Genomic DNA, 17,968 nt, shown 5'->3' with positions numbered 1-17,968 from the left:
AGCATGTCCGGGAAGGGTCGTTTGGGTATACTCAGACTCAGCTACAGACGCCCAACGATGCGCGGACACCCCTTGGAGGAAACATGTCGCACATCCTGCTACTGACCAACAGCACCGGCTCGTCGGTGGACGTCCTGCCTGCTTTGGAACTACTGAACCACCGGGTCCATATCCTCCCCGCCGAGCCGACGGCACTGCTGGAGACGGACCCCTGCGACATCGTCCTGCTGGACGCGCGCAAAGACCTTGTCGGCGCACGCTCCCTCACCCAGCTGCTCAAGGCCACGGGCCTAAGTGCCCCCCTTATGCTGATCCTGACCGAGGGCGGCATGGCCGCCGTGTCCTCCGCCTGGGCCGTCGATGACATCCTGCTGGAGTCCGCGGGGCCCGCCGAAGTCGAAGCCCGCATCCGCCTCGGCGTCGCCCGGGCCGTGCCGGACCAGGACGATGCCCCGACAGAGATCCGGGCCGCCGGCGTCGTCATCGATGAGGCCAGCTACACCGCCCGGGTCAACGGCGCGCCGCTCAACCTGACCTTCAAGGAATTTGAACTGCTCAAGTACCTGGCCCAGCACCCCGGACGGGTCTTCACCCGCCAGCAGCTGCTGACCGAGGTCTGGGGCTACGACTACTACGGCGGCACCCGCACGGTGGACGTGCACGTCCGGCGCCTGCGGGCGAAGCTCGGCGCTGACCACGAGAACCTGATCAGCACGGTCCGCAACGTGGGTTACCGCCTGACCCTGGTCCGGCATCCGGAGGAAGAACTCACCGAGGCCTGAGCGGCGCCCAACGGGCGCCCGGTTCATCTGACCTGAACTCCGGAGGGCGCCGTTCGCCGTCCGGGGCGCCTTTGACCACGATTTCCGGCCCTGAGGTCCGGTGTTTGCGGCGTGTCCGTGTCAAAGTGCCCCCGGACCGCCCACGACGGGCGAAACCAGGGGGCGCGCCCGGGTCCGCTTGCTCAGGGTCCAGGCAGGATGCGCGCGGCACGCCGGGGATTTCCACACGCTTTGCCCCATAACCCCCGGTCAACGTGCACGGAACATGCAGAAAGCCCCGGACATCGGTCCGGGGCTTTCTGCATATCGGGTGGAGGACATACGGGTCGAACGTATCGAGGCCACCCCAGTGGTGGATCCCCCTCGCATCTGGGCTGGCCGTTCCGAGAAACAGGTTCTGGACCGAACAGCCGGATGAGTTAACGACTATACGTAACAGTTCCGGAAACGACAAAATCGGGCCCGCCCCGGCGGTACCGTATAGCCTTGCACCATGAGTCCCGCCCATCCTGAAAACTGGCCCGTGCTCGCCGTCAAGGGAGCTGCGGATGCGCAGCTCCTGAAGGACGTCAAAGCCCTCGTGACCGCCGCGGAGGAATCCGATGGCAATCCGCCGCTGTCCGAACAGACGCTCGTGACGCTGCGTGCCGCCGACGGCGGCCATGCTGTTCTGACACTCGCCCTTTACAGCCCCGAGGAGAGGTCCGACCCGGCGACGGCGCAGGATCTGGCCGGGGTTGCCGTCGTCATCGGGGAACCGGACGGTACGGGCGTGCTGGAAATTGCCGTCCACCCCAGCTACCGGAGCCAGGGCGTAGCGGACCGGCTGGTCCGCGAACTCAAGAACATCCGCGGCTTCGCGGGCCTCAAGGCCTGGTCCCACGGCAACCACGAGGCCGCGGCCGACCTCGCCGCGCGCTACGGCTACGGGCCCGTCCGGGAGCTGTGGAAAATGCGGCTCACGAGCGCGGCGGCGGACCTGCCCGACGTCCCCCTGCCGGTCGGGGTGACACTCCGCGCCTTCGTCCCGGGCCGGGATGAGGACGCCTGGCTGGCTGCCAACCGCGCCGCCTTCGCGCACCATGCGGAGCAGGGAAACATGACGCGCGGCGATCTGGACGCCCGGATGGCCGAGCCCTGGTTCGATCCCGCCGGTTTCCTGCTGGCCGTCGACGCCTCCGACCGGATCCTGGGCTTTCACTGGACCAAGGTGCACCCCCGGCACGGAGACCGTCCGGCGATCGGCGAAGTGTATGTGGTGGGCGTGACTCCCGGCGCGCAGGGCACCGGGCTGGGGAAAGCCCTGACGGTCGCCGGCATCCGGCATTTGCAGCACCGGGGCCTGCACGCCGTCATGCTCTACGTCGATGCGGACAACATTCCGGCCGTGTCGCTGTACCGGCGGCTGGGGTTCACCCGCTGGGACGTCGACGTGATGTATGCCCCGATGGAGGAGCAATAATCCATTCGGCGGACATCAGGTGTCCACCCCGGGAAATCTGGACTCGTCGAAAGCTAATGGCACGGTGAATGCTTGTAAGGTTGAAGCACACCGCGCCAGCATTAGGAGACACCATGCAACGGGAATCTGCCCGGACAGCCACGTCTGAGGCCGCTACGTCGGACAAAAAAGTGCGACCCGCGCGTGCCCGGTTCGGCTCCTCCGAAGTGCCTGCCTCACGTGCCACCCAGGACCGGATCGACATTCCTGAGTTCGCGCCCAACCTGGAGCCGGAGGGCGATTTCAGCCCGGACCGATTCCTGGACCGCGAACTGAGCTGGCTCTCGTTCAACGCGCGCGTGCTGGAACTCGCCGAAGACCCGAACCTGCACCTGCTGGAGCGTGTCAGCTTCCTCTCCATCTTCGCGTCCAACCTGGATGAGTTCTTTATGGTCCGTGTTGCCGGCCTCAAGCGCCGGATCGCCACGGGACTGGCCGTCCCCTCCCCCGCCGGCCTCAGCCCGATGCAGGTCCTGGACCAGATCGGGGACGAGGCCCACCGGCTGCAGCAGCGCCACGCCCGCGTCTACGCCGAGCAGATCCGTCCGGCGCTGGCCTACGAGCACATCCATCTCATGCACTGGGAGGAGCTTGATTCCCAGGCCAAGGACCAGCTCAGCGCCATGTTCGCGGAGAAGGTCTTCCCGATCCTGACCCCGCTGGCGGTGGACCCGGCCCACCCCTTCCCGTACATCTCGGGGCTCTCCCTGAACCTCGCCGTCGTCGTCCGCAACCCGGTCAGCGACAAGGAACTCTTTGCCCGTCTCAAGGTCCCGGACCAGCTCCCCCGGCTGATCTCCATTGACGGGCCCCGCGCCGGCTCCGTGCCGGGCCGGGTGGCACGCTTCATCGCCCTCGAGGAAGTCATCGCGGTCCACCTGGACCAGCTCTTTGCCGGCATGGAGGTGCTGGAGCACCACACCTTCCGCGTCACCCGCAACGAAGACGTGGAGGTCGAAGAGGACGACGCCGAGAACCTGCTGCAGGCGCTCGAGAAAGAACTGCTGCGCCGCCGTTTCGGCCCGCCGGTCCGGCTCGAAGTCACGAATGACATCAATCCGAACATCCGGGCGCTGCTGATCCGCGAACTGGGCGTCGAGGAATCCGAGGTCTACTCGGTCCCGGCCCCCCTGGACCTCCGCGGGCTCTCGGTCATCGCCGGAATCGACCGCGCCGACCTGCACTACCCGAAGCATGTCCCGCACACGTCCCGGTACCTCAACGAATCGGAAACTTCCAAGGCGGCGAACGTCTTCGCGGCCATGCGGCGGCGTGACATCCTGCTGCACCACCCGTATGACTCGTTCTCCACCTCGGTGCAGGCGTTCCTGGAACAGGCTGCGTCAGACCCGAAGGTCCAGGCCATCAAGCAGACGCTGTACCGTACTTCGGGCGACTCGCCGATCGTTGACGCCCTGATCGACGCCGCCGAGGCCGGCAAGCAGGTCCTGGCCCTCGTCGAAATCAAGGCCCGGTTCGACGAGCAGGCCAACATCTCGTGGGCACGGAAGCTCGAGCAGGCCGGCGTACATGTGGTTTACGGCATCGTGGGCCTCAAGACCCACTGCAAACTCTCCCTCGTGGTGCGCCAGGAAGTGGACGGGCTCCGCCGCTACTGCCACATCGGCACCGGCAATTACCACCCGCGCACGGCCCGTTACTACGAGGACCTGGGCCTCCTCACGGCCAATGAGCAGGTGGGCGAGGACCTCTCCAAGCTCTTCAACCAGCTCTCCGGCTATGCTCCGAAGTCAACCTTCAAGCGCCTTTTGGTGGCCCCGCGGTCGGTGCGTTCGGGACTCATCGACCGGATCGAAACAGAGATCCGGAACGCGCGCGCCGGCCTGGCCGCCCGGGTTCAGATCAAGGTCAACTCGATGGTGGACGAAGCCATCATCGATTCCCTGTACCGGGCCTCCCAGGCGGGCGTTCCCGTGGACATTATCGTCCGCGGCATCTGCTCGCTGCGCCCGGGAGTGCCCGGACTCAGCGAGAACATCACGGTCCGGTCCGTGCTGGGCCGTTTCCTGGAGCACTCCCGCGTTTTCGCCTTCGCCAACGCCGGCGACCCGGTGGTCTACATCGGTTCGGCGGACATGATGCACCGGAACCTTGACCGCCGGGTGGAAGCCCTCGTCCAGCTCACCAGCGGGGACGACACAACGTATGTCATGGATCTGCTGCGCCGCTACATGGACCCGGGCACCGCCAGTTGGCACCTCGACAACCAGGCCGTCTGGACCCGCCACCACCTCGCCGAGGACGGCCACGATCTCGAGGACATCCAGTCCTGGCTGCTCAATTCCCGCTCGCGGCAGCGCTCGTCCGGGCTGCGGTAGGGGCTCTGGCATTGAGTAGCGATTCACCGGTTGCCGACCAGAGCGACCATCCCGGCGAAACAATCGTGGTGGTGGCTGCGGGCGCCCTGCCCTGGCGTGTCGCCCCGGGCGACAAGGGCCAGCTTGAGGTCCTGCTGATCCACCGCCCGCGGTATGACGACTGGTCCTGGCCCAAGGGCAAGATCGATCCCGGCGAGACGGTGCCCGAATGTGCCGCCCGCGAAGTCGATGAGGAAATCGGGCTCAAGGCGCCGCTGGGCATCCCGCTGCCGGCCATCCACTACCACGTCCCCGCCGGGCTGAAGGTGGTCCATTACTGGGCTGTCGACGTCGACGGGGCCGCCCTTCTGCCGGACGGCAAGGAGGTGGACAGCGTCATGTGGTGCTCGCCGGAGAAGGCGGCCCGGCTGCTGAGCAACCCGAGCGACGTGGGCCCGCTGGAGCACCTGGCGGCCGCGCATGCCCGGGGCGAGCTGAAGACGTGGCCGCTCGTGATCGTCCGCCATGCCAAGGCCAAGCCGCGCTCCTCCTGGACCAAAGCCGAAGGGGACCGGCCGCTTGCCGCCACCGGGATGCGGCAGGCACAGGCGGTGGGGCGCCTCCTGCAGGCCTGGAAACCCATGCGGATTGTCTCCAGCCCGTGGCTCAGGTGCGTGGCCACCATCGCCCCGTACGCCAAGGCGTCGGATGCGAAGGTGAAGCTGAACGAGGCCCTGACCGAGCACCGGCACGGCCGCCATCCGCACAAGACAGCCGCTGCCGTCGAGGGTCTTTTCGACAAGCAGCGGGCAGTGGCGCTGTGCACCCACCGCCCCGCCCTCCCCACCGTGTTCGCCCAGCTGGGAAAGCACATGGGTTCGCGCCTGCGCGCCCAGCTGCCGGACACCGACCCGTTCCTGGCTCCCGGTGAGATTGTCGTGTGCCATGTGGCGCACCACAGCAAGGACAAGGTGGTCGCCGTCGAGCGGTTCAGGCCCTTCGACGACTAAGGTCCTTGACCCTCCGCCCTGCCGGCCATAGTTTGTATCAAGCACTTGATACATTGCTGCAGAATCTTTGGGGGATTCCATGCCGGTCCAGTTCAATCTGCCGCCGATGCTGTTGCTCGGTCCGCTCCTGGCCGCCCTGGTGGTGTACGTGGTCCTGCGCTGGGTGATCTGGGCACCGCGCACAGGGATTTCGCCGACGTCGGTGTCCGAACACGCGCTGTGGGTGGGCGTCATCGGCTGGCTGGCGAGCTCCCTGCAGGGGTCGATGACTCTGGGCATCATTCCGGCCAATCCCTCCACCGGCAGTTCCCTGACCAGCGCTGGCACGATCTGGCCGGCCCTGGCCTGGCCGGTTCTGGGCTGCCTGACGGTGCATGCCCTGGGCCAGATCAGTTATCCGGGTCCGCGGCGAATCCGGCGGCAGGCCGTGCTTGCGGTGAGGCACATCCGGGACTTCCTGCCCCGACGGCTGGCACTCACCACGGCGGCCATCTTCGTCTCAGCCGCCGCGGCCATCGCCCGGACGGCCACCCTGCCGGGATTCGCGGCCGTGGCCCCCACCAGGGTCAGCGACGGCCAGTACAACTACTACAACGGCGGCGGTGACGGCCGCATCCCCGGGGCGGACGCGGCCGGCTGGCTCGGCGGCGCCCTGCTCTTGCTGGCCGGCGGGACGTGGCTGGTGCTGTGGCTGATCTCCAGCCGGCGCCAGCTGGAGTCCCTCGACACGGCGGACAACGCCGTGCTGCGGACCATCGCGATGAACCGGCTGCTGCGCACGGTGTCCACGGTGGCCGCCGGGCTGGGTGTGATCGCCGGGAACTTCGCGGCCCGGTCCGACCAGTCGGCCGGAAACCCGTCGTGGACGAATCCCGCCGGGCTGGCGGGCACGGCGGTCCTGCTGGTCATGTGGTGGTGGCGGCCGCCCCGGCTCGCGGCTGCCGGGCTGGACGTCCGGAACCGGCCGGAAGCGGGGCTCGCCGCCGGCCGGCAGCACCCGGCCGCCCGGCTCGTCCGCTCCCTCGGGGCGCTCCTGGGACTGGCGGCCGCCGTGCCGCTGCTGGCCGGCGTCTTCCTCGCCCAGGCCCTGATGGCTGCCGCCAGCTCTGGTTTTGCGGGCTTCGTGGCGACGATGGCAGCATCCGTGCTGGGGGTCATCACCGCCGGCGAGCTCCTGCTGCAGCGTAACTACGGAACTCCGGAAGCGCCGCGCCGCTGGCCGCGGCATCCGGTGGGTCCGGCCCTGCTGGGCACTGCCGTCCTGGCACTGCTGGTCTTCCTCGTCGTCCTGATCGTCACGGCGCTGGGGCAGGGCCGCCTCGCCACGGGCCCGGACTGGGTTCCGGCCGCGCTGCTCACAGCCGGAGTCTGCGTTATCGCACTCCCGGCACTCTTCACGGCCAGGCTCCGTCAGGGTGTCGCCGGCCCCCAGACCGGACTGGACGCGGCCCTGCGCGCCATCACGGTGCATCGGGTCGTGCGGACCGTGGCGGCCACCCTCACCGCGCAGGCCGGCATCCTGCTGCTGACCCAGAGCAACGCTTGGGCAGCGGTCCTGGGCCGGACGGCCTTTGGGGAGACCGACCCCGCCGCGGCCATCTGGGGGCCGGCGGTCACGGCCGGCGCAATCCTCTGCCTTGTGGCAACGGTCATCGCCGTCATCCCGGTGGGGACACTGGCCGGGCGCGCCCCGGCTCCCCTGCCGAGAAAGGAAGTCTCCGCGTGACGGCGGGGATCTCCGTGGACCTGGGGTCGGCCACGCCGCCATACGAACAGATCCGGGCACAGGTATCCTCCCTGATCGCCCTCGGAGCGCTGACGCCGGGAACCCGGCTGCCGACGGTGCGGAGCCTTGCGGCGGACCTCGGCATCGCGGCCGGAACCGTCGCCCGGGCCTATCGGGAGCTCGAGCAGGCAGGGCTGACCGAGGCCAGGCGGCGCAACGGGACTGTGGTCGCCGAGACGCCTCCACCCGCGACCCCAACAGGCACCCCCGCGCCGGAGTCCGTCGCCGCGGAGGTGACTGCCGCCGTCGAGCGCTACATTGCGGAAGGCAGGCGCGCCGGCCTGGACGACACCGCGCTGCTGGCAATCCTGCGGACGAAGCTCACCCACCAAGACGAATAAGGAGCGACCGCGACTTCTCAGTAGACTGGGACAGTGAGCATTCCAACGCCCTATGAAGACCTGCTGCGCGATGTCCTGGACCACGGCACGCACAAATCGGACCGGACCGGTACCGGCACCCTGAGTGTGTTCGGCCGCCAGATGCGGTTCGACCTGAGCCAGAGCTTCCCCCTGGTCACCACCAAACGCGTGCACTTCAAGTCCGTCGCCGTGGAGCTTCTCTGGTTCCTCCGCGGGGACACGAACGTGAAATGGATGCAGGACCAGGGTGTCACCATCTGGAACGAATGGGCCGACGCCGACGGCGAACTGGGCCCGGTTTACGGCGTCCAGTGGCGCTCCTGGCCGACCCCCGACGGCGGCCACATCGACCAGATCGCCGAACTTATCGAAAACCTCAAGACCAACCCGGATTCCCGGCGCCACATCGTCTCGGCCTGGAACGTCGCCGAGCTCAAGGACATGGCCCTGCCGCCGTGCCACGCGTTCTTCCAGTTCTACGTGGCCGACGGCAAGCTCTCCTGCCAGCTGTACCAGCGCTCCGCGGACACCTTCCTGGGCGTGCCGTTCAACATCGCCTCCTACGCCCTGCTGACCTGCATGGTCGCCCAGCAGACCGGCCTGGAACCCGGCGAATTCGTCTGGACCGGTGGCGACGTGCACATCTACGACAACCACATGGACCAGGTCCTCAAACAGCTCACCCGCACCCCCTACGAGTACCCGCAGCTCAAGATCAACCGCAAGCCGGACTCCATCTTCGACTACACCCTCGATGACTTCGAAGTGGTCGGCTACCAGCACCACCCGACGATTAAGGCCCCGATAGCCGTATGAGCGACGACAACATGCAGGGCGCCCAGCCCGCCGACTTTCCCGACAGGCTGGCCGCCCTCACCGGCCTCGGCCTTGTCTGGGCCCAAACCAGCACCGGTGTCATCGGCAAGGACGGCGGCATGCCGTGGCACCTTCCGGAGGACATGGCGCACTTCGCCCGCCTCACGACAGGCCACCCGGTGATCATGGGCCGCAAGACCTGGGAGTCCTTTCCCGACAAATACCGTCCCCTGCCCGGGCGGACGAACATTGTCATCACCCGCCAGGAAGGCTGGGGTGCGACTCCGGCGGCCGACGGCGCCACCGCGGTCAGGTCCCTGGACGACGCGCTCCTCGAGTCCCAGTTCGCGCCGGGCAACGACATGGTCTGGATCATCGGCGGCGGCAACATCTTCGCGCAGTCCATGGACCTCGCCGACGTCGCCGTCATCACCACGATCGACACCACCACGGAGGGCGACACGTTCGCCCCGGACCTCGGGTACGACTGGACCATGAACGGGAGCCTGCCGGCCGACGGCTGGGAGACCTCCGCCAACGGCACCCGCTACCGCATCAACGTGTGGCGCCGGACGGAAGGCTAAGGAAATGCTGACAAAACCCGAACTTCTTTTTGTCCTTGGCTACATGCTGCTTCCGCTGCTGGCGCTGCTGTCCGCGATCGTGGGGCTGACCATGATCCTGGGTGGCGACAAGATCGTGGGCGCGATCGTGCTCGTGGTGGTCACCCAGGCTTTTGCCTTCGGGGCGTTCTTCGTCCTCCGGAGGCGGAAACACGTCCTGCTCCCGGAGCCCGACGGCGAGTAGCGGCTGCGCCCCGGCGCCGGGGCCCGCATGGGGAGATCACCCCATCGCCGCGGAGAGCGGTTCCGGTTACATTGGTCCCGGTTGGATACGTACGCCGGCATGCACCGGGTCCCGGCCATAGCCGGTTAGGCTGATGCACGTATAGGGGGAGCCACTATGGCAGGAAACTTGTGGGGCGCCGACGTCGCCCAGTTGCGCACACTCGCACAACAGTTTGGCAAGACGTCCGAGACGCTGCTGCAGCAGTCGACCACCCTGACGTCGGCCATCAACGGCACCACGTCCTGGAAGGGAGCCGACGGCGCCCGCTTCACCTCCGACTGGAACGGCAGCCACCGTGCCCTGATCCAGAAGACCGCCTTTGCCCTCAAGGAAGAGTCCAAGCGACTGCTGACCCACGCCGAACAGCAGGAGAAGGCCAGCAACACGGCCGCCGGGGCAGGCGCCGGAATCTCCGGCATTACCGCCGGGGCCGGTACTGCCGGCAATCCCTGGGGACCGGACTGGCTGGCAAAGGGTTCACCGTTCAGGGACGCATGGGGCCTCCGGGGCCTGTCGAAAGCAGCCCTTGACCTTCCCAAGAATGTTTTCGGTTTGGCCACGATGGCCTCCAAGGGCCTCGACAACTTTACCGACGCCGCCCGCTGGGCCAAGCTCCCCGCCACCAGCGTCACCTACAACCTTCTGGATTCGGGCACAGACCTTATCGGGCTCAAGAATCTCCAGAAATACATCCCGGCGCTCAACCAGTTCGGTGGCGTTTTCAAAGAGAGCGCATGGCTGTTCAAAGGCCAGGGCTCGGTCCTTGAGAGCCTGGGCAAGGGCGGCCTCGGCCGTGGTCTGGGCTGGGCCGGCGTGGGCCTGAACGGACTAGACGCCGCCAGATACATTTCAGAGGGCAAAACAGGAGATGCCATCTGGTCCGGAGGCAAGGCGGCCCTCGGCGTTGCGTGTTTCCTGCCCCCGCCAGTTGGGACCGTCTGTACCGTGGCCAGCGCGGCGATAGCGATCTACGAGATCCCTGCGGTCAAGGAATTCGTAAACGGCGCTGCAAGCAATGTCGCGGATACCGTGGCCAGCGCGGTGAAGGATCCCGGCAAATTCGTCGAAGACACCGGCAAGAATCTGGCCGACCTCGGCAAGGGCGCCGCCAGCTTCCTTGGCTTCGGATAAATTCAATTGAAGGGTAACTTCGTGACAACCAGCATCGAATCCACCGAATCGCCGGATACGGCAGTCGGCTTCGGCTTTGCCGAAATCGCCTACCTGATCCGGAGGTTCGACACCGACGCCGCAAGGAAATCTGCTCAGGTACTGCGGCTTGAAGAGGAAGTCCAGTCCGATCCGATCTGCATCGCCGGAGGATCCTCGCTTCTGGGCCGCGGCTTTGCCAGCGTCGACGACGACCTTGAACTGGAAGGCCCGGCAGCACCCACCGCGTACGCCCTGTCGCGGGCGGACCGCTGGACCGAAATGAGTCTGGTCGACGGTGAACAGACAGATACCGTCGTGCACGTGGAGTCCGACAAGGTATCACTGCTGATGCAGCCCCGAACCCTCAGCACGTGGTTCGTCTTTGCCCAGGACCCCGAGATTGACGGTGCGGACGCCGAGCTGTCCATCATCGAAGAACACACCCGAACCCACCCCGCGGGCACAGCGTTCATCCGCGTCAAGTCGATCTCCGGCGAAGACCACCTCCTCATCCGCCCGGACAGGGGCGGCTGGGCGGTCGCCAAAGTTGTCGATCCCTCAACGGACGTCGAGGAAACAACGGGGCTGGACACCGCGGGACTGCTCGCCCGGATTCGGGAAACCAGAGGGGCCGCATCATGAGCGACGCTTCGGAGAAGGAACGCCCGTCCCGGCGCAAGGGCTACTACAAGCGCCAGATCGAGCTGGAAGCCGCGAAGCAGGGACTCACGGTTGAGGAATACGGCGTCTACAAAGGCTCAGTGGGGAGTGCCATCGAGCCGATCAATTCGGCCGGGGGCCTGTTGTTCCTCGCCCTCCTGATCTCGCTGTTCTCCAGCGTGGTTGTTGTAGGCGGCATCAAGATCCTCATCGACGACGAGGTGACGAGCTGGGTGGAATTGATCGTCGCCTTCGCCATCGTCCTGTTCGTCGTGCCCACGTCATGGGCGTATTACCTGAAGGAACGCAAGGCCGTCCGCCTTCGACGGGCCAGCGGCAAGACACTTCAGCCCCCCACCCGCCGTTCAACCATCCGGGACTAGACCCCGTCCGTTGAGTAGCCCGCCCGCAACCTCCCCCGGCCTGTTGAGTAACAGCGGTGACGTAACCGACTGCGTCCGTGGGCCGGCAAAGTCTAAACTGGGTCAATGACTACAGCAGCTACTCCGTCCGTTGGACTGGTCGGTTGGCGTGGCATGGTCGGTTCCGTCCTGATGCAGCGCATGCAGGACGAGGGCGACTTCGCCACCATCAACCCGGTATTTTTCTCCACCTCCAACGCGGGAGGTGCTGCCCCGGCGTTCGCTGACGGGGCCGGCAAGCTCGAGGACGCGTTCGACGTCGAGACGCTCGCGAAGCTGCCGATCATCGTGACCGCCCAGGGCGGCGACTACACCAAGAAGGTCCACGGCGAACTGCGCAGCCGCGGCTGGGACGGCCTCTGGATCGACGCCGCATCCACCCTGCGGATGAACGACGATTCGATCATTGTGCTGGACCCGATCAACCGCGACGTGATCGACAAGGGCCTTGCCAACGGCACCAAGGATTTCATTGGCGGCAACTGCACCGTCTCCTGCATGCTGATGGGCCTCGGCGGGCTGTTCAAGAACGGCCTCGTCGAATGGGGCACGTCCATGACCTACCAGGCTGCCTCCGGCGGCGGCGCCCGGCACATGCGCGAACTGCTGAGCCAGTTCGGTACGCTTAACGCCCAGGTCAGCCCGGAACTGGACGACCCGGCGTCGGCCATCCTGGAGATCGACCGCAAAGTCCTGGCCCACCAGCGCACCGACATCGACGCCACCCAGTTCGGCGTGCCACTGGCCGGATCGCTGATCCCCTGGATCGACGCGGACCTCGGCAACGGCCAGTCCAAGGAAGAGTGGAAGGCCGGGGTGGAGACCAACAAGATCCTCGGCACCTCCGGCGATGAGCACATCATCATGGACGGGCTGTGCATCCGGATCGGCGCCATGCGGTCCCACTCCCAGGCGCTCACGCTCAAGCTCCGCGAAGACCTCTCCGTCGCTGAGATCGAGAAGCTCCTGGACGCGGACAACGAGTGGGCCACAGTGGTGCCCAACACCAAGGAGGCCTCCATGCAGAACCTCACGCCGGTGGCAGCCTCCGGCACCCTGGATATCCCGGTGGGCCGCATCCGGAAGCTGGAAATGGGGCCGCAGTACATCAGCGCCTTCACCGTGGGCGACCAGCTCCTGTGGGGCGCGGCCGAACCGCTGCGCCGGATGCTCAACATCGCGACCGGCACCCTGTAGGACCTCTGCAGCATCCTCACCGGACGCCGAAGCCCCGGTTCAGGTGCCAAGGAATCTCCGGTACTTCGCGGCCTGCAGCTCAAAGGACCTTTGGGCGGCAGGCCGCAATCCGTTGACGTCGTCGAACGGCTCAGGCACGGCCACCGCGCCCCCGCTGCGGGACACGTCCCAGGTGCCGACGATCCGGCCGCCGGCAACAATCGTTCTCCGGAAGACCCCGTTGCCGCCCGGCACGATCCTGTTCGCATGTTCCGGCGGCAGCACGATCGACCGGTCCGTGTAGCCGAGCAGGAACTCATCGAATCCCGGCAGCGCAAGGACCAGCCGCCCGGCGGGGACGCCTTCGTCCAGCAGCGCCGCCGCCTCCGGGGAGAGCCAGTAGCTGGTCCGCTCGAACTCCAGTTCCACCACCTGGTCCTTCACCCGGCCAAGGGCCGCGCGGACCTCCGTCAGGGGGATGCCGGACCACCAGGCAAAATCACGCTCGGTGGCGGGCCCGTGGCTGCGCAGGTACCGCAGCAGCCACTCCGCGGTCCCCTCCGCACGGTCCAGCATCCGCGACTCCGTGATCCAGTCGTCGAAGGCCACCACCAGCTGCTGGTTGCCGGCCAGCGGACCCTGCACCAGCCAACCCCGCTGGCACATCATCCCCAGCAGATGGATGCCGCGCTGGCCGGCCGTGGACTGGCCGGACCGTTCGAAGGCCTGGAACAACTCCGCCCGGCTGGCCGCTGCACCGCCGGACACCAGCTCCAGCGCGGCGCCCGCTGCAGCGTCGACGTCCCGGGCCGAGATATCGAGCTCCCGGTGGCGCCCGGCCATCCCCCGGATCAGCCGATCGGAGGTAATGGCCAGCATCCACTTCAGGTCTTCGGGAGCCAGCAGGTGCAAGGTGCCGCGCATCGGCCAGGACCGGACGATCTCCCCCCGGTCCAGGGCGCGGCGGACATCGCCCACCCGGGAACCCGGCACACGCTGTCCGACCGCCCAGAGGACGGACTGCAGGTCCTGCGCCTGCAGGGCGGTCATCCAGCGCACGGCCGCAGGGACGCTGCGGAACCCGGACCCGGCCAGCCCCTGCGAGGCCAACCGCAGCCGGCCAATGATCCCCCGGCTTAACCGGATACGCGCCTTTGCTGTCATGCACCCCATGCTAGGACGCCTGCCGGGCGGTTCCCAGCCGCCTTCCAGCCGGGCTCCCTACCCTTGATGGATGACCTTAAGTGAGATGTGGCCGCTGCTGCGGCCCCTGAGCCGGAGGCTGGCCCTGCTGGGCTGGGCTTCCAGCGCTGCCGGCATGACCGCCGGGCTCACCGTTGCCATTGCCAGCGGCACCCGGCTCTCCCCCACGATGAGTACCCTGCAGCTGGTGTCCATGGTGTCTATGGCCGTGGCGGTGGCCAGTTTTGTGACGGCCGCATCGGTGCAGCCGCGGTCGCCAGTGCGGGACGACGTCGAAGCACCGGACGGCCGCGAACCCGGGGGCCTCCCCGACACCGTGCAAAGCTTCCTGCTCGGCTCTCTGGCGCTCCTGGCAGGGGCGGTCGTCTTCGCCCTCGCCGGTTTCCTGCTCCGCAGCGGGCCCAGCGAACAGTCCGTGGCGTTTTGCCAGGTCTTCTTCCTGGGCGCCGCGGCGTCCGGCTTCACGTTTATGCTCTTCAGCCGGGTCGTCGGACGCCACGGCAGGAACTGAGCGCCGCGTTGGCGGCGGCAAGCGCAGGGCGCTGCAGCACCTTCGGAACCCGTTGATTCCGTGCCTTAGAGCTCCACGCCGATGAGCAGCGGTTCCGGGTGCAGTTCAATCCCGAAGCGTTCGACGACGCCGCGGCGCACCTCGCGCGCGATCGCCAGCAGGTCCGCGGTGCTTGCCCCTCCCCTGTTGGTGATCGCCAGGGTGTGTTTGGTGGACAACGCGGCCCGGCCGCCGGACACACTCTCCGGCTCCAGCCCGAATCCCTTGCCGTAGCCTGCCTGGTCGATCAGCCACGCCGCCGAGAGCTTGGTCAGCCCGTCGGCGCCGCCCGGGTAGCGCGGTGCGTCGTCCGGCAGCCCGGCGGCTACGTCCGCCGGCACGATCGGGTTCGTGAAGAAGGAGCCGGTGGAGTACGTGTCCCGGTCCGCGATGTCCCACACCATGCCCTTGGACGCCCGGAGCCGGAGGACCTCGCGCCGGACATCGTTGGAATAGGCCCGCTGGCCTGCCTCAACGCCCAGGGCGCGGGCGAGCTCTGCGTAGCGGATCGGGGCGCTCATCCGGCCCAGGGGCAGCTGGAACTCAACCGTCAGCACGACGTAGCGCGGCGAGCCGTCGACGGTGGTTTGTTTCAGGATCGAGTCGCGGTAGCCGAACTTCAGCTCCGAGTTGGCGAAGGTCTGCACGGCGTTGCGCTGACGGTCCCAGGTCCGCACGGCGGCGATGGTCTGGGACACGTCCGAGCCGTAGGCACCGACGTTCTGGACCGGGGTGGCGCCCGTGGCGCCCGGGATGCCGGAGAGCGCCTCGATCCCGGACCAGGCGTGGAGCACGGCGTGCTCCACCAGGGCGTCCCAGTTATGGCCGGCCTGGACCACCACGGCGACGCCGCCGCAGGAGTCCTCCGCGTTGACAGTGAAACCCTCCGAGGCGATCTTCAGCACAGTGCCGGGGAACCCGTCGTCGGATACCAGCAGGTTGGAGCCGCCGCCGAGGATCAGCAACGGCTCGCCGGCAGCGTCCGCTGAGCGGACGGCGTCGATGATCGCGGCCTCGGCGCGGGCCTCGATAAAGCTGCCGGCGGGGCCGCCCACGGCGGCGGTGGTCAGGGCGGAGAGCAGTGTCTGGGTCACCCGACCAGCCTAGCTGGGTATGCCCGGACTCCCCTAAGCAGGTCCTTAGCCGACCTTGCGGGCCACCGGCGAGAGCAGGAAGCTGACCACGAGCATCACCATCACGGCCAGCAGGGAGTGCAGGATGCCGACGTGCTCCGCCAGGAGGCCCAGCAGGGGCGGCCCGCAGAGGAACGCGCCGTAGCCGATCGTGGAGACGACGGAGACCCGGGCGGCGGCCTTGAGGGGATCGTCGGCAGCGGCGGACATGCCCACCGGGAAGCCCAGCGAGGCGCCGAGCCCCCAGACCGCGAGGGCCACATAAGCCACCCACGGCACGGGCGCGAAGACGAACAGACCCAGGCCCAGCACGGCAAGGGCCGCACACCAGCGCATCACCGGGACGCGGCCGAAGCGGTCCAGGACCACGGTGCCGGTGAAGCGTCCCACGGTCATGAACGTGACGAAGAGCCCGTAGCCGGCGGCGCCCGCGGCGTCCGACTGGCCGTGGCCGTCGGCGAGCGCCAGGGCCACCCAGTCCCCCGCCGCCCCCTCGGCGAGGGCGAGCCCCAGGACGAGCACCCCCAGCAAGAGCGTCCGGCGGTCCCGCCAGGCCTGCGCAATCTGGCGTTTGCTGTCCAGCGGGGCCTCGGGCCGGTCCGTATCCGGGCTGATGATCGGAATAGGCCCGGTGGAGGGATCCTCGAACGTATCGGGCTTGGCTGGCTTGAAGCGTTGCCCGCCCTCCACCGGGGTGATGTCCGCGCGGAACCACGACGCTGCGGTGGCCACGGAGCCGGCGACCAGCAGACCCACTGCGGCGAAGTGCCAGAAGACGGGTACCCCGGCCCCCGCGGCCCAGGCGCCTGCCCCCGCGCCGGCGACGGTGCCAAGGGAGAACGCTCCATGCAGCCGCGGCATGATGTGCCGGCTGACGGCCCGCTCCACAGCGGCTCCCTCGACGTTGGAAGCCGTGTTCCAGCTCGCCGTGCCGAGGCCGATCACGGCCAGCCCCGCGGCGACGACGAGCGGGCTGGCCAGGACGGAGGTTCCTGCGCCGGCGACGACCAGCCCGGCGCCCACCATGATGCTGCCGATCCGGATGGTCTGCTTGGACCCGAACCGCAGCACGATCAGCCCGGACGCGGAGACCGAGATGAAGGAGCCCAGGGCCATGCACAGAAGCAGGAGCCCGACATTCCCCGGGGTGAGGTCCAGTCCGTCACGGATGGCCGGCAGCCGGGAGACCCAGGTGGCGAAGGCGATGCCGCTGACTGCGTAGGCAACCACGACGGCGTTCCGCCAGTGCGTGACCTCAGCAGCCTGGCCCGTGCGCACGTTCACGGCATCGCCATGCGGCTAGGCCAGCCTGACGACGGCCTGGGCCTTCATCAGCACTTTCTGGCCGGCCGAGGTGACGGTGAGGTCCACGCGGACGGTGCCTGCCTCGGCGTCGAGCGCTCCGATGGCGCCGCTGACCTCAATCACGGCGCCGGCGTCGGCGGTCCCCGTGGTGTCGGACACCGGGACCGGCTTGGTGAAGCGGGTCTGGAAATCGACGACGGCGGCGGGGTCGCCGGCCCAGTCGGTCACGAGCTGGACGGCGGAGCCCATGGTGAACATGCCGTGGGCGATCACACCAGGCAGTCCCACGCTCGTGGCGAAGGCCTCGTTCCAGTGGATCGGATTGAAGTCGCCGGAGGCGCCCGCGTACTTGACGAGGTCCGTGCGGGTGACGTCGATGCTGCGGCTGCCGATGTTCTGGCCGACAGCGAGTTCTGAAAGGGTGGGTGTCATGTCTACTGTCCCTCTCCGCGGACCAGGATGGATGAGGTGGCGGTGGCGACGGCCTCGCGTGCTGCGTCAGCGGCAGTTCCGGCGGCCACAGCGAAGATTTCCGAGCGGGTGGTGATCATGGCTCCGCCGCCCATGGCACGGACGCCGTCGACGTGGAGTTCGGCAACCAGCCGGTCCCCGGCGATGATGGGCCGGTGGTGGATGAACCGCTGGTCCGCGTGGACCACGCGGGAGAAGTCGATGCCGGAGTCCGGGTCCTCGATCAGCTGGGCGTCGGCCCTTTGCGCCACGATGATGGCGAAGGTCGGGGGCGCCACGAGGTCGCTGTGGCCCAGGGCTTTGGCCGCATCCACATCGAAGTGGGCGGGATGGGTGGCTTTGACCGCGCGGGCGAACTCGCGAATTTTCTCGCGGCCCACGTCGTACACCTCTTTGGCAGGGTAGCTGCGCCCCTGCAGATCCGGATTGATAGTCATGGGTTCCAGCCTAGCGCCAGGCCGCCGGCCGCCCG

The 17,968-nt window shown here is 67.8% G+C and carries 19 protein-coding genes; 14 read left to right on the top strand and 5 right to left on the bottom strand.

What is annotated here, in order from left to right:
• Window positions 1-83: 83 nt before the first annotated feature.
• The 13 genes from ACZY0Y_RS00420 to asd all read left to right on the top strand — a co-directional run bounded on the left by ACZY0Y_RS00420 (window position 84) and on the right by asd (window position 12,855).
• A complete protein-coding gene (locus tag ACZY0Y_RS00420) occupies window positions 84-782 on the top strand; it encodes a winged helix-turn-helix transcriptional regulator (RefSeq protein ID WP_307465631.1) in 699 nt (232 codons plus the stop codon).
• 493 nt (window positions 783-1,275) lie between these two features.
• Complete coding sequence (gene mshD, locus ACZY0Y_RS00415; RefSeq protein ID WP_463956419.1) at window positions 1,276-2,244, top strand: mycothiol synthase; 969 nt, start codon at window positions 1,276-1,278, stop codon at window positions 2,242-2,244.
• Between the two features lie 113 nt (window positions 2,245-2,357).
• Window positions 2,358-4,622, top strand: coding sequence for an RNA degradosome polyphosphate kinase (locus ACZY0Y_RS00410; RefSeq protein WP_463956418.1), 2,265 nt, complete (start codon window positions 2,358-2,360; stop codon window positions 4,620-4,622).
• Between the two features lie 11 nt (window positions 4,623-4,633).
• Complete coding sequence (locus ACZY0Y_RS00405; protein ID WP_463956417.1) at window positions 4,634-5,611, top strand: NUDIX hydrolase; 978 nt, start codon at window positions 4,634-4,636, stop codon at window positions 5,609-5,611.
• Between the two features lie 79 nt (window positions 5,612-5,690).
• Entirely contained in the window at window positions 5,691-7,337 is a 1,647-nt protein-coding gene (locus ACZY0Y_RS00400) for a hypothetical protein (protein WP_463956416.1), read from the top strand.
• Window positions 7,334-7,738 (top strand): GntR family transcriptional regulator, encoded by a 405-nt coding sequence (locus tag ACZY0Y_RS00395; RefSeq protein WP_463879697.1) that lies wholly within the window; start codon window positions 7,334-7,336, stop codon window positions 7,736-7,738. The genes ACZY0Y_RS00400 and ACZY0Y_RS00395 overlap by 4 nt, the downstream gene beginning before the upstream one ends.
• A gap of 33 nt (window positions 7,739-7,771) precedes the next feature.
• Complete coding sequence (locus tag ACZY0Y_RS00390; RefSeq protein ID WP_160664240.1) at window positions 7,772-8,575, top strand: thymidylate synthase; 804 nt, start codon at window positions 7,772-7,774, stop codon at window positions 8,573-8,575.
• Window positions 8,572-9,159 (top strand): dihydrofolate reductase, encoded by a 588-nt coding sequence (locus tag ACZY0Y_RS00385; RefSeq protein WP_463956415.1) that lies wholly within the window; start codon window positions 8,572-8,574, stop codon window positions 9,157-9,159. Before ACZY0Y_RS00390 ends, ACZY0Y_RS00385 begins: the two co-directional genes overlap by 4 nt.
• A gap of 4 nt (window positions 9,160-9,163) precedes the next feature.
• Window positions 9,164-9,382 (top strand): NF038396 family protein, encoded by a 219-nt coding sequence (locus ACZY0Y_RS00380; protein ID WP_160664236.1) that lies wholly within the window; start codon window positions 9,164-9,166, stop codon window positions 9,380-9,382.
• A gap of 156 nt (window positions 9,383-9,538) precedes the next feature.
• Window positions 9,539-10,555: a WXG100 family type VII secretion target gene (locus tag ACZY0Y_RS00375; protein WP_463879688.1), complete on the top strand. Its 1,017-nt coding sequence runs from the start codon at window positions 9,539-9,541 to the stop codon at window positions 10,553-10,555.
• A 21-nt stretch (window positions 10,556-10,576) separates the two neighbouring features.
• A complete protein-coding gene (locus ACZY0Y_RS00370; RefSeq protein WP_463956414.1) occupies window positions 10,577-11,218 on the top strand; it encodes a hypothetical protein in 642 nt (213 codons plus the stop codon).
• Entirely contained in the window at window positions 11,215-11,619 is a 405-nt protein-coding gene (locus ACZY0Y_RS00365) for a hypothetical protein (protein WP_160664230.1), read from the top strand. The genes ACZY0Y_RS00370 and ACZY0Y_RS00365 overlap by 4 nt, the downstream gene beginning before the upstream one ends.
• Window positions 11,620-11,724: 105 nt before the next feature.
• Window positions 11,725-12,855 carry an aspartate-semialdehyde dehydrogenase gene (gene asd, locus ACZY0Y_RS00360; RefSeq protein WP_463879680.1) on the top strand — a complete coding sequence of 377 codons (1,131 nt, stop codon included), beginning with the start codon at window positions 11,725-11,727 and terminating at the stop codon, window positions 12,853-12,855.
• Window positions 12,856-12,894: 39 nt separating this feature from the next.
• Here asd and ACZY0Y_RS00355 read toward each other — a convergent pair whose 3' ends face one another.
• On the bottom strand, window positions 12,895-13,998 hold the full coding sequence (locus ACZY0Y_RS00355) for a winged helix DNA-binding domain-containing protein (protein ID WP_463956413.1): 1,104 nt from the start codon (window positions 13,996-13,998) through the stop codon (window positions 12,895-12,897).
• Window positions 13,999-14,068: 70 nt separating this feature from the next.
• Here ACZY0Y_RS00355 and ACZY0Y_RS00350 point away from each other — a divergent pair, with 70 nt between their 5' ends.
• Window positions 14,069-14,548: a hypothetical protein gene (locus ACZY0Y_RS00350; RefSeq protein ID WP_160664222.1), complete on the top strand. Its 480-nt coding sequence runs from the start codon at window positions 14,069-14,071 to the stop codon at window positions 14,546-14,548.
• Between the two features lie 65 nt (window positions 14,549-14,613).
• On the opposite strand, the gene ACZY0Y_RS00345 is transcribed toward ACZY0Y_RS00350, so the two are convergent.
• The 4 genes from ACZY0Y_RS00345 to ACZY0Y_RS00330 are packed head-to-tail and all read right to left on the bottom strand — an operon-like array spanning window position 14,614 to window position 17,933.
• A complete protein-coding gene (locus ACZY0Y_RS00345) occupies window positions 14,614-15,681 on the bottom strand; it encodes a UDP-N-acetylmuramate dehydrogenase (RefSeq protein ID WP_463956411.1) in 1,068 nt (355 codons plus the stop codon).
• Window positions 15,682-15,726: 45 nt separating this feature from the next.
• On the bottom strand, window positions 15,727-17,004 hold the full coding sequence (locus ACZY0Y_RS00340; protein WP_463956409.1) for an MFS transporter: 1,278 nt from the start codon (window positions 17,002-17,004) through the stop codon (window positions 15,727-15,729).
• A 15-nt stretch (window positions 17,005-17,019) separates the two neighbouring features.
• Entirely contained in the window at window positions 17,020-17,457 is a 438-nt protein-coding gene (locus ACZY0Y_RS00335; RefSeq protein ID WP_160664216.1) for a MaoC family dehydratase, read from the bottom strand.
• 2 nt (window positions 17,458-17,459) lie between these two features.
• Complete coding sequence (locus ACZY0Y_RS00330) at window positions 17,460-17,933, bottom strand: FAS1-like dehydratase domain-containing protein (RefSeq protein WP_160664214.1); 474 nt, start codon at window positions 17,931-17,933, stop codon at window positions 17,460-17,462.
• Window positions 17,934-17,968: the final 35 nt, after the last annotated feature.

Source organism: Pseudarthrobacter kochi, assembly GCF_055412805.1.
Note: the sequence above shows the minus strand (reverse complement) of the source record. Positions and strands in the feature narration are given on the sequence as shown.